Origin of the sequence: Sphingobacterium bambusae (genome assembly GCF_033955345.1) — a bacterium.
In the GTDB taxonomy this organism is placed as follows: Bacteria; Bacteroidota; Bacteroidia; order Sphingobacteriales; family Sphingobacteriaceae; genus Sphingobacterium; species Sphingobacterium bambusae.
On record NZ_CP138332.1, the window covers coordinates 1,136,120 to 1,150,348 of the forward strand.

16 protein-coding genes are annotated in these 14,229 nt (G+C 44.3%); 6 read left to right on the forward strand and 10 right to left on the reverse strand.

Annotation, left to right across the window (positions count from 1 at the left end; translation table 11 throughout):
• Positions 1-26 precede the first annotated feature (26 nt).
• The 6 genes from SCB77_RS04790 to SCB77_RS04815 all read right to left on the reverse strand — a co-directional run bounded on the left by SCB77_RS04790 (position 27) and on the right by SCB77_RS04815 (position 5,590).
• Positions 27-1,160, reverse strand: coding sequence for an efflux RND transporter periplasmic adaptor subunit (locus SCB77_RS04790; RefSeq protein ID WP_320185293.1), 1,134 nt, complete (start codon positions 1,158-1,160; stop codon positions 27-29).
• Positions 1,161-1,388: 228 nt separating this feature from the next.
• Positions 1,389-1,721, reverse strand: a complete 333-nt coding sequence (locus SCB77_RS04795) for a DMT family transporter (RefSeq protein WP_320185294.1) — start codon at positions 1,719-1,721, stop codon at positions 1,389-1,391.
• 6 nt (positions 1,722-1,727) lie between these two features.
• A complete protein-coding gene (locus SCB77_RS04800; protein WP_320185295.1) occupies positions 1,728-2,486 on the reverse strand; it encodes a LytR/AlgR family response regulator transcription factor in 759 nt (252 codons plus the stop codon).
• Positions 2,483-3,556 (reverse strand): sensor histidine kinase, encoded by a 1,074-nt coding sequence (locus SCB77_RS04805; RefSeq protein ID WP_320185296.1) that lies wholly within the window; start codon positions 3,554-3,556, stop codon positions 2,483-2,485. Before SCB77_RS04805 ends, SCB77_RS04800 begins: the two co-directional genes overlap by 4 nt.
• Positions 3,557-3,941: 385 nt before the next feature.
• On the reverse strand, positions 3,942-4,925 hold the full coding sequence (locus SCB77_RS04810) for an aldo/keto reductase (RefSeq protein ID WP_320185297.1): 984 nt from the start codon (positions 4,923-4,925) through the stop codon (positions 3,942-3,944).
• 50 nt (positions 4,926-4,975) lie between these two features.
• A complete protein-coding gene (locus SCB77_RS04815) occupies positions 4,976-5,590 on the reverse strand; it encodes an NAD(P)H-dependent oxidoreductase (RefSeq protein WP_320185298.1) in 615 nt (204 codons plus the stop codon).
• Between the two features lie 172 nt (positions 5,591-5,762).
• On the opposite strand from SCB77_RS04815, the gene SCB77_RS04820 reads away from it, so the two are divergent.
• From SCB77_RS04820 to SCB77_RS04830, 3 genes are all read left to right on the forward strand, one after another.
• Positions 5,763-6,659, forward strand: a complete 897-nt coding sequence (locus SCB77_RS04820; RefSeq protein ID WP_320185299.1) for a LysR family transcriptional regulator — start codon at positions 5,763-5,765, stop codon at positions 6,657-6,659.
• A 6-nt stretch (positions 6,660-6,665) separates the two neighbouring features.
• Positions 6,666-7,124, forward strand: coding sequence for a GNAT family N-acetyltransferase (locus tag SCB77_RS04825; protein ID WP_320185300.1), 459 nt, complete (start codon positions 6,666-6,668; stop codon positions 7,122-7,124).
• A 79-nt stretch (positions 7,125-7,203) separates the two neighbouring features.
• Positions 7,204-7,710, forward strand: coding sequence for a GNAT family N-acetyltransferase (locus SCB77_RS04830; RefSeq protein WP_320185301.1), 507 nt, complete (start codon positions 7,204-7,206; stop codon positions 7,708-7,710).
• Between the two features lie 4 nt (positions 7,711-7,714).
• Here SCB77_RS04830 and egtB read toward each other — a convergent pair whose 3' ends face one another.
• The 3 genes from egtB to SCB77_RS04845 all read right to left on the reverse strand — a co-directional run bounded on the left by egtB (position 7,715) and on the right by SCB77_RS04845 (position 10,242).
• The gene (gene egtB, locus SCB77_RS04835; protein ID WP_320185302.1) at positions 7,715-8,872 is read right to left on the reverse strand and encodes an ergothioneine biosynthesis protein EgtB; all 1,158 of its coding nucleotides are present in this window, start codon (positions 8,870-8,872) and stop codon (positions 7,715-7,717) included.
• Between the two features lie 19 nt (positions 8,873-8,891).
• Positions 8,892-9,878, reverse strand: coding sequence for an L-histidine N(alpha)-methyltransferase (locus SCB77_RS04840; protein ID WP_320185303.1), 987 nt, complete (start codon positions 9,876-9,878; stop codon positions 8,892-8,894).
• Positions 9,879-10,002: 124 nt separating this feature from the next.
• Positions 10,003-10,242 (reverse strand): hypothetical protein, encoded by a 240-nt coding sequence (locus SCB77_RS04845; protein WP_320185304.1) that lies wholly within the window; start codon positions 10,240-10,242, stop codon positions 10,003-10,005.
• 299 nt (positions 10,243-10,541) lie between these two features.
• On the opposite strand from SCB77_RS04845, the gene SCB77_RS04850 reads away from it, so the two are divergent.
• Both SCB77_RS04850 and SCB77_RS04855 read left to right on the forward strand, forming a co-directional pair.
• Complete coding sequence (locus SCB77_RS04850) at positions 10,542-11,285, forward strand: nucleotidyltransferase (RefSeq protein WP_320185305.1); 744 nt, start codon at positions 10,542-10,544, stop codon at positions 11,283-11,285.
• Positions 11,285-12,025, forward strand: a complete 741-nt coding sequence (locus tag SCB77_RS04855; RefSeq protein WP_320185306.1) for a metallophosphoesterase family protein — start codon at positions 11,285-11,287, stop codon at positions 12,023-12,025. Before SCB77_RS04850 ends, SCB77_RS04855 begins: the two co-directional genes overlap by 1 nt.
• A 16-nt stretch (positions 12,026-12,041) precedes the next feature.
• On the opposite strand, the gene SCB77_RS04860 is transcribed toward SCB77_RS04855, so the two are convergent.
• Positions 12,042-12,212: a hypothetical protein gene (locus tag SCB77_RS04860; protein WP_320185307.1), complete on the reverse strand. Its 171-nt coding sequence runs from the start codon at positions 12,210-12,212 to the stop codon at positions 12,042-12,044.
• A 261-nt stretch (positions 12,213-12,473) separates the two neighbouring features.
• Between SCB77_RS04860 and SCB77_RS04865 the strand changes: the two genes are divergently transcribed.
• Positions 12,474-14,135, forward strand: coding sequence for a M1 family metallopeptidase (locus SCB77_RS04865; RefSeq protein WP_320185308.1), 1,662 nt, complete (start codon positions 12,474-12,476; stop codon positions 14,133-14,135).
• Positions 14,136-14,229 lie beyond the last annotated feature (94 nt).

The window sequence follows — 14,229 nt, forward strand, 5'->3', positions numbered from 1 at the left end:
TCTATTTAATCGTGTCGTGTAGCCTATTACTGCTGCGCAGCTGCTTGTTTTCCTGCTGTAGGCTTCACCGGCATACCCTCGGCTAACACATCAATCCGGTTTAGGGCAATCTTTTCACCAGCCTGCAGCCCCGATTTAACGATATACTGATCGGCCGTGTGTCCAGCGATCTCGATAGGTTTCATGGCGACCTTGTTGCTATCTGCCAGTGCAAACACAAAATATTTATTCTGAATATCTTTTACACTAGCCATCGGAATGGTAAGTACCTGTTTCAGGTTTTTCCGAATCACGATCTTGCCCGAACCTCCCGAACGCAAAACCCGATCTGGATTGGCAAAAACAGCTTTAAGCGGTACACTCCCCGTCATCCGATCGACATTACCACTGGCCGATTCGATACGTCCTGTTTGCGCATAGACCGTCCCCGTCGCCATAATGAGCTCAACAGTGTTCATCCCGGCGTCTTCCTGCTGATCTTGCATAAAGGCGATATAATCCGCTTCACTTAAGGAGAAGTAAACCAGCACCTGGTTGATTTCCGAAAGGGTGGTGAGTGGCGTAGCATCGGTTGGCGTAATCAGGTTGCCCACGCGATTAGGAATACGGCCAATATAGCCGCTCACGGGTGCTTTAATTAACGTAAAGCCCGCATTTATGCGGGATGATCCGAGCGTTGCTTTGGCCTGTGCCACCTGTGCTTTGGCTGCAGCATAGTTCGCCTCTGCCGTTTGCAATTGCAGTTCGGTTACCACCTTGCCCGTCACCAAAGGTTTTATCTTTTGTAATTCAATGCGCGCACTCTCTTCGGCTGCCTGAGCAGCCAATAACTGTGCTTGGCTATTTTCAACCTGCTCGTTGTACACATCATCTTTGATCTTAAAAAGCGTCTGCCCCTGTTGCACATAGTCACCTTCTTTTACATAGATCGTTGCTAAATAACCCGACACCTGTGCTTTGACATCAACATTTACCAGACCTTCTATCGTACCCGGATACCGCTGTTCTACCGCTGCATCCGTTGGTTGCACGGCCATAAAATCGACATCTACCGGAGCCGACTCATAACTTTCCTGTTGATGGCCAGCACAAGAAGATAACAAGAGAGCACACAGCAAGTAGGCTGCTCCCTTCTTTAGTAATAAAAATCGCGTTGTCATGTTTACCGAGTTATATTTTCAGCGACAAAACAACAAAAACTGGGAAATGAAAAATAGAATTATTTGACCGAACCGTTGTTTTTTGGTACCGAATCGACATCGGTTTTCAGGGTAAGTTTAAAGGAGACAAACAGCACACTTATCTGCCAAATCGATAAAAAGACAAGAGCCTGAGAAGAGATTCGATTAATCACTTTCTAAACAGCCTAGCCCTCCCGAACAAATCAGTTAATGGCCTGCCGTCTTAGAAAAGGCGTTGATGACAATCACGCCACTAATGATCAGGAGCATGCCCAATACTGCAGGCAAATCTAGGGTCTGCTTAAAAATCACGACGGAAACTGCTGCCGTAAGCACAATTCCCAAGCCCGCCCATATCGCGTATGCGATCCCTAAAGGAATGTATTTTAGCGCTTGTGACAGAAAGAAGAAGCAAGCGATGTAGGCTAAAACCATCACGATAGTGGGCACAGGTTTTGAAAATCCTTTGGACACCTGCAAAAAACTTGATCCGGTCACTTCGAGAAGAATGGCTAAGGCCAAATACATATATTTCATCATAAAAAATTAAAAGTCTAGCCAATTCTTGAGTAACATGGCTTTATCGCGACTGACGACAACTTCTACAGTAGGGTTTTTCTTGATCTCCAGTTTGAGCTTGCCATTGAAGTAATTGTGTACTCGCACAATAGCGTCGACATGAACAATAAATTGGCGGTTGGCCCGAAAAAACAGTTTGGGATCCAACTGTTGCTCCAGTTCTTCCATCGTCTGCGGTATAATCTCCTCCTGCCCGTCACGCAGCTTTGCTCGCGTAATTTTTAATTCCGAGTAAAAGAAAGCAATATCTTCCAACAGCACTGTTTTGTAGCCATCCCGAAATGGCAACAGAAATCGCTTTCTATATTCCTTAGGCTTAAAAAGTTCCAACACACTGCCCAAAGAAACATTTTGCATCACCGAAAGCTGTCCGTGTTCCACTTTGGTAAGCGCCGCTTTTAACTCATCGGATTCAATCGGCTTCAACAAATAGTCGATACCATTGTGCTTGAACGCACGAAGTGCATATTCGTCGTAGGCCGTTGTAAATACTACGGGCGCAGCTATACTCACTTTGTCGAATATCTCAAAGCTTAAACCATCCGACAGCCGCACATCCATCAAGACCACATCCGGATGCGGATGATAGGAGAACCATTTGATACTATCGGCAATACAATCCAACACCGCTAGAATTTCTGCCTCTGGATAGAGCACCTTCAACAGACGCCGTAAACGATCGGCGTTAGGTTTTTCATCTTCAATGATTACAATTTTCGCTATCATCGCTGTATTAGAGGAATAATGACTTTAAATAAATTATCTTCTTGAAGCACCTGCGGCCTACGCACAGACAGCAAAGCGTACCGCCGTTTGATATTTTCAATGCCGATACCCGACGTCTCCAACGTTTTATCGATCGGCAAACAGCTATTCTCAACCACTAAGGTATCTTCGTTTTCAGTATAGATACGCACCAAAAGAGGATCTTTCTTGTTTGTTTTATTATGTTTTAGAGCATTTTCGACCAGCAATTGCAGGGTCAGTGGTGGCGTGTAAAGGGATAAGGCTAATGGCGCGACATTAATTTCAAATTGGACACCTTCACCAAATCTATTTTCAATCAAGAAGATATAGGAGTTGAGAAAACGTAGCTCATCTTCCAAGGAAATCATATCTCGCTTAGAATTGACCAACATATAGCGGTATATCTTGGAAAAGTTTTCGGCATATTCGTAACCCAATTGTTGATCTTCTAGAATAAGTTCGGAAAGTACCGAGAGGTTGTTGAACACAAAATGTGGGTCTATCTGTAATTTTAGCGAGTGAAGTTCGGCCTCGGTGGCCAATTGGTTTAGTTCAGCAGCATGTACGGCTGCGTTTTTCCAATTTTGGATCAGGTAATTTCCGGTATTGACCGCCATAATCATAAAGGCGATCATCACACTTACCACGGTCCATTGTAACATTCCCCGTGTTTCTTCCATCGATACCTCGCGCCATATGCCCCCACAATCGGTATCGATAACAAGAGCAACCACAGAATCAGCGATCAGGTTAATCAGTAAAACACTAAAAAAGATAAGCGATGACTCTAACAGAAATCGTTTCGTGGGACTAACCGTCCACGAAATACGTTTATTAAGCCTAGCACTGATAAAGATGCTCGATTCGGAATAGGCAAAACATAAGACAAAGGAAAATAGAAGGTCCGCAATGGTCGATGGACGACTAAAATATCCATTCCAATAAGATGAAAATGGATCGATAATATACGTCACCAGATAGAGCAGTACCAATGCAAAAAAGACAAGCAAAATGCGCTTGCGACTATTACTTAAAAAACTGTCCCTCATATTATTCAATCCCATATTGCCATCTCGATATTGATTACGCCTAAAACATATACAAAGGTAAGCGATGTAGCCTGTATTAGCATGATTTTCCTCCTGTACTGTATTTTTACCCAACCGAACTGTACAATGCAGGTACTGAAGCCGATGCCCTGCTGCTACCATTCCCTACCCTATGGCTATAGCAGCACAATCATCGAGCGGCAATAGAAGCTTATCACTTATTTTCAAATTGTTATACAAGGGTCGACTGCACACCGATTTAATTAAACTGTCTAAGCTGTAAAACGAGTAAAGGCGATTTTAAAAATCGCCTCTACAACTGCTATTATTTTTTTCTAAAGTCCATCAGCGACCTCCTCTGTCACGCATTCAGGACATATCTGCTTTATAAATTTTCTAAAGCTTCTCCAATCATTGCCAATTCGGAAGCACTTAGATTAAACTGCATTGCTTTTGCGTTCGACACGGCTTGCTCTTTGTTTCTCGCGCCAGCTAGCACCACAGTTATCGCTGGTTGTAAAGTTGTCCAGCGTAGCACTAGCTGCGCCAAGCTAGCGCCCTTATCTTCAGCCAAGGGCCGGATACTGTCTAGAAAACCCGATATATCTTTATCTTGGAACTTTTTGAAATACTGCTGTCGATGGTCACCTTCATTTAAAGAGGTCTCGCCACGGTATTTTCCGGTCAGCAATCCGCGCTCCATCGGGCTGTAGGCGATGATCCCTAGAGTATGCTCTGCGGCATAAGGCACCAATTCCTTTTCAATAGCCCTATTCAACATACTGTAGGGAACTTGATTGCTCACGATAGCTAAGCTTTCCCGGGCTTCATGTAGCTGCTGAACATTGTAGTTACACACCCCGGCTGCGCGGATTTTACCCTGTTGTAGCAAAAGTTCCATTGCCTCCATCGTCTCACTGATCGGCGTTGTGCTATCAGGCCAATGTATTTGTAAAAGATCAATGTAATCTGTGCCCAAGCGTTGTAAACTATCCTCCACTTCTTTAATCACACTTTCTTTTGCCGCATATTTGTAGACGTCGATTTCTTGTCCATTATTATTTTTCGTGTGCATGGCAAAATCGCCTTTGGGGCTTTGCAGATCCCAACGCATCCCAAACTTGGTCAATAGCTGCACCTTGTCGCGCGCAATATCTTTGATCGCCTCGCCCACAATTTCTTCGCTCGTGCCTTGTCCATAAATAGGTGCCGTATCAATAGCGGTAACTCCTTCGTCATAAGAAGCACGAATTGCCTCCACAGCGTCATGTCTATCGGTACTACCCCACATCCAGCCGCCGGCAGCCCACGCGCCAAAAGTAATGGTTGACAGCTTTAAATCACTTTCTCCTAATTTTCTATACTCCATGATTATCTATTTCGTTTTGTTTTTTGTATTTCTCCTGAACCTGCCGGAAGTTAAGCAATTTTCATTCCCCATTCTTCGGAAAACACCGCCTCCAGATGTTTCGTATACAATTGCATGTCACGTTCCACGTCCGCATTCTTCTCCACGTCATGGAAATGAAAGCTTTTCAGCGGATGCATAGCCGCAAAAGCATTCATGCGGTGGAAACCGAAGAGCGGGCCGTCGTCGACGCTACGCTCATTAAAAAACTCGCCGGGCAACGTGAAGGCTGTTTCCGGTGCATTCCAGCTGCTGGTGACCATGTACTTGGTGCCCTGCAGCATACCACCTGTACCATAATTGATTGTCGGATCGGCTGATCGGCGACCGTCACTGCGGTAGATACCACGCTGATGTCCGGCCGTGAACACCTCGTCAATATATTTTTTAAATCCGAAAGGCAACTGAAACCACCATATGGGTGTATGGTAGATAACAATGTCAGCCCATACGAATTTCTCTACCTCTCGATCTGGCACATAGCCTTCAGCAATATTCGTCATTTTTAACTCTACATCATCCATTGCTTCAAAAAAGGCTTGTGTTGTCTTGCTGACCGTCTCGTTAAAAGCTCCGTTAGAATGGGCAAACCGCTGCCCTCCGTTAATAATAAATATTTTATTCACTGTTGTTCCCTGTTTTATGTAGCACAAAAATAGGACAAGCCTATTTATCATAAAAATAGATCAAATAATAGGTAACTATTATTAAAATAATAGGATACTATTATATCACTTCCTTACTTTTGTTGTACAATCGCTGCTAGCGGAACGTACAGGCAAAAAAATATGGACAGCTATGGTCAATCTAGAATGGTACAGAACATTTAAATCCATCTATAAAATGGGTACATTAACCGGTGCTGCGGAGGCGCTTTTCATTTCGCAACCGGGGGTAAGCCTACATCTAAGTTCGTTGGAAGCATACGTGGGTTACAAGCTTTTTGATCGTACAGGTAGAAAAATGGTCCCTACAGAACGGGGAAAAGTGCTTTTCAATGCAATTGCTGCCCCATTGCAACAATTGGAAGAGGTCGAAAAAAATTTCCAGAAATCAACAGAGAAACACACCCCGACGATCAGCGTGGGCATGTGCTTTGAGACTTTTCAAACCACGTTGGAGCCCTACGTTTCCAGTTTACCGTTCAACCTGATTATTAGCTTCGGCGATTACCCCGACATGTTAGAACAGTTGGATAAAGGTATACTCGACTTGATCATCACGCCGCGAAAAGGTTCTTCACCACAAATCGAGCACGAAGCTTTTTCAAAAGAAAACATCGTTTTGGTAGCTGGAACGGCAGTGGATAGCGAAGCATTTAAGGCTATCCTTACAACGAACGATAGATCAGCACTGCAGGACTGGCTCAAACAGGAGAAATGGTATGGCACCACAGGCGATATGGAGCATCTTTTTCATTTTTGGAGTTTAAACTTCAACCGTAAGCCCGACTTCCGACCGAACTATATTGTGCCCAACTTGCAATCGATCGTGCGCTGCCTAGGCAGCGGAGCTGGACTTGCCGTTATTCCTGACTTCTTGTGTAAAAAAGAAATTGAAGCTGGATCAATCCAATTGCTATGGAAAGGAGACAAAACATTGGAAAATACCTTGTATTTTGGCAGCAGGAAGAACAACCGGTATCAACGTGAGATTACGCATCTCAAAGATTTGTTTAAAAAAATAATGGTTTAACAACATATGCAAGAGCAGCTACATATCCGCCCCTATCAGGTAAATGACAAGAAGTCGCTTTTGGCGCTCTTGGGCTTATTAGTGCCCACCTATTTTGCGGAAGAGGAAATTGCAGATCTAGATCGATACCTCGATCAGGAAATAGAACTTTATTTTGTGGCCGAGTTACATGGAAAGATTGTAGCTGCTGCAGGTATCAATTTTGAAAAGGAGGCTGGTACCGGTAAATTAAGTTGGGACTTCGTGCATCCCGAAGAGCAAGGCAAAGGGATAGGAAAAAAGATGCTGCAGCATCGCTTAGACATCTTAAAGTCGATGGTTGATATACATATGATCTCTGTGCGCACCTCCCAATTGGCTTTCCAATTTTATGAAAAGAATGGATTTGAAATTGTAGATATTCGAAAAGACTACTGGGCACCGGGCTTTGACATGTATAAAATGATTTATGTTGACGAGAGATAGTGAACCCGGAATAAACGCGTAAACATACATTTGTTTTATATTGAACGATATCTATATTTGCAGCGAAAAAACAGTTAACATGGAAGCTTTAGTTTACCGAGACGCACAACGTGCTGACTTAGAACAGATCGTAGCGATCTACAATACCACAATAGCCTCTCGGTTGGTGACTGCAGATACCGAAGAAGTGAGTACAGAGAGTAGAACTGCTTGGTTCGAAGAGCATAATGCTGAACGACGCCCCTTGTGGATGGTGGAAAATCAAAACGGAGATACCATCGGCTGGGTTAGCTTTCAATCGTTTTATGGCAGACCGGCATATAATGGTACGGTGGAGGTCAGTATCTATCTTGCCGCCGACAAACGCGGTGCTGGATATGGTAAACAAATACTACAGCATACACTAGATTCCGCTCCTCAGTTTCAAATAAAGACCCTGCTGGCCTTTATTTTCTCACACAATATCCCCAGTTTAAATCTATTTTATCGTTTTGGGTTTACCGACTGGGGCGACTTCCCACGCATCGCCGAAATGGATGGCAAAGAGTATGGACTTAAGATATTGGGCAAACGCCTCGTTCCCTAGTAAATTATTGCTTTACCAAGCGAATTCCGGAATATTGCCAGCGTGCCGAAGCATGAAAGAAATTCCGGTAAGTGACGCGGCTATGCCCTAGTGGCGTAGCATCCGAGGCACCACGCAACACCATCTGGTTAACCATAAACTTACCGTTGTATTCGCCAATTGCCCCCTCGGCTTTACAAAAGCCAGGATACGGCAGATATGCACTATTGGTCCATTCCCAACGTCTTCCCCAATTGAATGCCAGGGCAGCTACCTCCCACTCCTGTTCTGTTGGCAGACGCATGCCACGCCAGGCCGCAAAAGCGGCAGCCTCGTAAAAGCTGACATGACATAGTAAACCTTCTGGATCAAGTTTTCGCAAACCGCTCAACCCGTATTCCATCCATTCACCTTCGATTTCATGCCAGTATAACGGTGCCTTTACCTGTTCCTTCTGCACCCAGTCCCAGCCCTCGGCATGCCAATGCCTAAAATCACCGTAGCCTCCTGCCTCGATAAATTCTAAATAGGCCGCATTCGTCACCAGCTGAGCTGCTATCGTGAAACCATCCAACCATACCCTATGTCTGCCCTGCTCGTTGTCATAGCAGAAACCATCATCAGCATAACCAATATCATAAAGCCCTTCAGCGATTTGAATATATGCTTCAGCACCGCTGCTGAAATCTTCGGGATCTTTGTAGCCTAGATCGTAGGGAGGAAACAAAGGATTATGGCCCAGGATATACTTGATATCGGTCATCAGCAGTTCTTGATGTTGCTGTTCGTGATTTAGGCCGAGCATCAACAAAGTGCGCAGAGGCTCTTCATTTGTCCATTGATCCAACCATTCAGACAAATGGAGATCCACATGCTTTCGGTAGCTGTATACATCGGCTACGCTGGGTCTACTGAGGTTTCCGCGATCTGTCCGTATTACCCGAGCTCCAACAGACTCATAATAACTGTTGAACACAAAATTATAGTGCGGATCAAACACCGAATATCCGGGCTTGTGCTGCAGCAAAAAAGTTTCAAAAAACCAAGTGCTGTGTCCTAGATGCCATTTGGGCGGACTGACAAACTCTTTCGGTTGAACAACGTAATCCTCTGCCAACAAAGGCGCACAAAGTTCCTCCGACTGGCTGCGGACGGTTAAAAATTGATTTAATAAATCGTTCATTTTTATCTTCTATTCGCTATTAACAGGCTTCCCAAATAACGTCCACAAACCAATTACGCTTATCAGCCACCGCATGCACAGGCATGAAGCCCGAAGCTCTTGCTAAAGCTTGCGTTTCTTCAAAACGATATTTCTGCGATACTTCCATATGAATAAGTTCGTCTTTCTCAAACAGCACCTGCTCATCCGGAAAGTGCACGACATGATCCAGCAAACTGACTAAATAACTACTACAAGTGCCAGATACGGGATCATACTGACAATAATGCTCGAATAGTTCCTCATTAAAATCGGCTCCCAGCTCCTTATTCATGCGACGTAATAAGTTCATATTAAATTGCCAGGTCAATCCAGCTTCATCAGCATAAGCAGCCTGTATGATACGTGGATTTTTCATCAGGTCAATCCCCAGCAAAACACGATCGCCAGTATGCAATAAAGATCGTAACCTAACGCAAAATTGCGCTGCTTGCTGTCGCGTCATATTGCCCAAATTAGCGCCTAAAAACAAAACTACTTTGGGAAGCGCTCCAGTAGTCGCCATATCGGCCAAGCCATCGAAATAATCGCCTTGAAAAGCCTGCAAATCGATCGTCGGAAACGCAGTTCGCATCCTATCCCCCAATTGCTCCAACACGTGTGGAGAGATATCTATGGGACGATACGTAAAATGAATTTGTTGTTGCAACATTTCGCCTATCAGGTGTTGTGTCTTGCTGGCATCACCCGCTCCGAGTTCAATCAGATCCACCTGCCGGTTTGCTTGAAGAAGATGCTCGAGCAGCTCCCCCGCCTTATCCCTAAAAATCTCTTCTTCACATCGTGTGAGATAGTATTCTGGACAGCGCATGATTTTCTGAAAAAGCAAATCACCTGCAGCATCGTAAAAATATTTTGATGGTAAGCGCTTCATCGGTTCACGCAACCCCGAGAGCACATCTTGGTAGAACACTCCGCTACGATTACTTAAATCGTTTTGATCCAAATCCTCTCTTCGCATATACATAGTTGGCAGCTCCTTATTCTTTAATGAAAATACAATCGATAACACGAAATGTTTGCCAAACAGCGTATTGCCTGCTTACAAGCAGATAAGTTTCCACGAAGATTAATAAGCGCTAATCCTAACATTATGGATTTGCTTTCTTCAATGAATCTGCTTTTTGCAGCGAATCCTGTTTCAAGGTGTCTGTTGTGCCGTAAAGCGGTTCATCAGTAGAATTGAGGTTGTAGCGCGACTTATCCATTTCGCTGACAGGTCCCGGTGTGGTTTCTACACTGTCTGCAGCTTTGCTATCTGAATTCCCACCGCCACAGGACCAAAGTAGTATGGGTAGACTGGCGAATAATACGAATGTGCATTTTTTCATAACGTTTATATTTGATTTAACCATAGGTGTCTGTGTTAGCACCCTACTGCGATAAGGACGCATAAGTGAACAACATGTTAGCCAAAGCACCGCAAAACAAGTATTTACACCAAGAATACGGGTAGTTCTTTCCTTTAATAGGGTTCGCAAAAGCGAAATACTCAATATTCCGCGCGCCGAACTAAGCTATCCCTGTGCCTTTCTGAAAATAACGGATGTGAACGAATCTGCCTTCAGACCGTTCTCTTCCTACGGAAAAGGTAGCTCCGGCAAACCTTTAACAAACCGTTTTATAGCGTATGGAAGAACCAGAAAAAGAACAACAGGCCTCAGAAGCCTTCTTTCAGGAGGCTTTACAATTGCTTCACGAGAGCAAGCTACCCTACATGCTGGGCGGAGCCTTTGCCATGTTTCATTACACAGGCATTTTCAGAAACACCAAAGATTTGGATATCTTTTGCAAAAGCACCGAGTATATCCCCATCCTCAAGTTCTTCGCTGAGCGCGGATACCGTGTAGAACATACGGACGTACGCTGGCTGGCGAAGGTGTTTAAGGACGATTTCTATATTGATATTATTTTTGACAGCGTCAATCATATCTGTACCGTTGATGACTCTTGGTATGAACGTGCGGCAGACGGACATTTTATGAACATCCCCGTGCGCTTTATTCCTGCAGAGGAATTGATCTGGTGCAAACTTTACGTACAAAACCGTGAACGTAATGATAATGCGGACATTAACCATACGCTACTGAAATATGGTAAGCAATTGGACTGGGATCACCTTCTTTTCCGAATCGATGCACATTGGCATCTGTTATTGAGCCAATTGTTGAGCTTCCAGTTTGTTTATCCCTCCGAGTACGCGGATATTATCCCGCAAAAACTGTTCATGAATCTGCTGGAGCGTGCTAAGGAACAATATGATCTCCCTCCGCCGGTAGAGAAAGTGTGTCGCGGCCCACTGATCGACCAAACACAGTATCAGGTGGACGTCCGGGAGTGGAACTATAAATCTTACACCATAAAAACAGTTTAATGATGGCAACACGTGAACCGATAAAGATTGCTGCAGTTGGCGACTTACACGTTAAGATGACCGACAAAGGAAAATGGAAGAATTACTTCGAGGAAATATCCAACATAGCCGATGTACTATTAATATGTGGCGACCTGACCGACACCGGCGATGAGGAGGAAGCGCATATTTTGGCTGAGGAGCTGCACGCCTTGCACATACCCGCCGTTGGCGTCCTGGGCAACCACGACTACGAAAAAGGCCGTCAGAAGCTTATCCGACAAATGCTGTCGACTAGCAACTTTCAGTTGCTCGATGGCGAATCCGTTGTTATCAAAGATACGGGGTTTGCAGGCGTAAAGGGTTTTGGCGGAGGCTTTGATCGCTATATGCTATCTATGTTTGGTGAAGATGCCATGAAGGCATTTGTACAGGAGTCGGTAGATGAGTCAATGCAACTCGACCGTTCTCTTGCTCGATTGGAGCAGGAATATCCCGAAATTCCGAAGATTGCTCTACTCCATTATTCGCCAACCGCGGAAACCGTACAAGGCGAACCCGTAGAAATTTTTCCTTTCTTGGGGTCTTCCCTCTTAGCGGAACCACTCATTCGGCGACAAGTTTCGGCAGTATTTCACGGCCACGCCCATGCCGGACAACTTATCGGCTCGCTCTCCGAAAACCTAGCGGTTTACAACGTGGCGCTTCCCGTACTCAAAAAACACCAACAGGAGAAAGAATTCTTTATGGTCGAAATATAGTTTAAAAAAATATCAATCACAGGAAAAAGCCAATGGGCAGATGCGGAAAGAAGTACCCTGATTTCCATACATCTGCCTTATTTGGCTTAACCTTTTTCAACTTTCCATCCTGCCGCTTCCGGCCACCAAGAGCAGCAGAGATGGTCTCCTGCTTGTTAAATTGCGGTTCTTTCAATCGGTCCTTCATATGTTCATCCTTTTAATTGAATCAAAATTAATGGCTAATTACCTACTAAAACTTAACCTATGTCAAGAAAAAATATTCCACAGGTATTCATTTCATCTTAGTTCAACACAAAAAAAAACGATTAAGGCCATCCTTTCACAAAATATCGCTTGAATATTAACGTAATTTAGCCATATCTTATCCAAATATTCCCCTCAGCATCCATTCTTAGCCTGCCGTTTTCTATATTTACTGTCGAAAACCGGATCAGTACGACATCAAATGAAACACATCATTCAAACCCTAACTGTTATCGCCTTGACGGCACTCTATACGCCTTCCCACGGACAGCTAATGAAGGCCAAGGAGCTTTTCAGCAAGGCGGACTCCCTAAGAGGGACGTTAACACCGTTACGCACCTGCTATGATATCAAATACTACCACCTTGATGTCAAAGTAGACATTGACAAACGATTTATTTCAGGGAGCAACCTGTTCCGTTTTCAGGCAACGGCAGATTTTAATAAGCTGCAATTTGACTTGTTTGAAAACCTGTCTGTAGACAAAGTGTTATACAAGGGAAAATCCGTTCCCTTCGAACGGTCGTACAACGCCGTATTTGTTAGTTTTCCGCAAACTATCGAGAAGGGCAAGATCGATTCTTTCGTTGTGCATTACTCCGGAACTCCTGTTGCCGCTACTAGAGCACCTTGGGACGGCGGATTTGACTGGAAAACAGATAGCAATGGTAAACCGTGGGTGGCCACAGCCTGTCAAGGGCTCGGTGCCAGCGTATGGTGGCCCAATAAAGATCATCAATCAGACGAGGTAGATAGCATGCTGGTATCTGTTTCCGTGCCTAACGGCTTGATGAACGTATCCAATGGTAGACTACAAAAAGTGGAAAAACTGAAAAATGGCTACACGCGATACGATTGGAAAGTCACCAACCCGATCAACAACTATAATATAGCACTCAACATCGGTGACTATGTTCACGTGAAGGAGCTTTATCAAGGGGAAAAAGGACCGCTAACCGTGGACTACTATGTTTTAGAAGAAAATAAAGCTAAAATACCACATCTACAAAAAAATGCAAAACAAACGCTCGATGCATTTGAGCATTGGTTTGGCCCCTATCCGTTCTACGAAGATGGTTACAAACTTGTCGAAACCGCCCATTTAGGTATGGAGCACCAAAGTGCCGTCGCCTATGGCAACAAATACCAAAATGGCTACTTGGGGCGTGATGCCTCGGGCACCGGCTGGGGATTGAAATGGGATTTCATCGTCGTGCATGAATCGGGACATGAGTGGTTCGGTAACAATATCACCTCGAACGATCTAGCAGATATGTGGATACACGAAAGCTTTACCAACTACTCCGAAGCCCTGTTTATCGATTATCATTTTGGCAAAAAAGCGAGCTTGGCCTATGTGCATGGCAACCGCCAAGGCATATTAAACGATAAGCCCATGCAAGGTCCTTATGGCGTAAATAAAGAAGGATCTGGCGATATGTATCCAAAAGGCGGTGTGCTTTTAAATATGATTCGTACAATAATCGACGACGACGACAAATGGCGATCGATTTTACGTGGACTAAATGCAACCTTCTACCATAAAACGGTAGACTACGTGGATGTCTTACAATACCTCAACAAGGAAAGCGGCATGGATTTCACCACTGTATTCGAGCAATACATCCAGCGTAAAAGTATCCCCGTTTTGGAACTGCGGAAAACCCCAGATGGCAAGCTTGCTTGTCGATGGATTACGGAAACAGCACAGTTCAAAATGCCAGTTCATATCGGCTTAAAAGGCGGTGAACAGAAACGCTATATGATTAGCGATAAGTTGACTATCCTCCCCCTACAAATTGATGATTTAAACAAGATCGATGTCGACACGTTCAACTACTATATTGGCACATTAATGCAATAAAAGACCGATTTTATCGTTGTAAGGTTTTTATCGATTTCTATCATGAAAACATTTACGGCGTGCATCACTTTTTCCTATCCAACAGATGGATAAA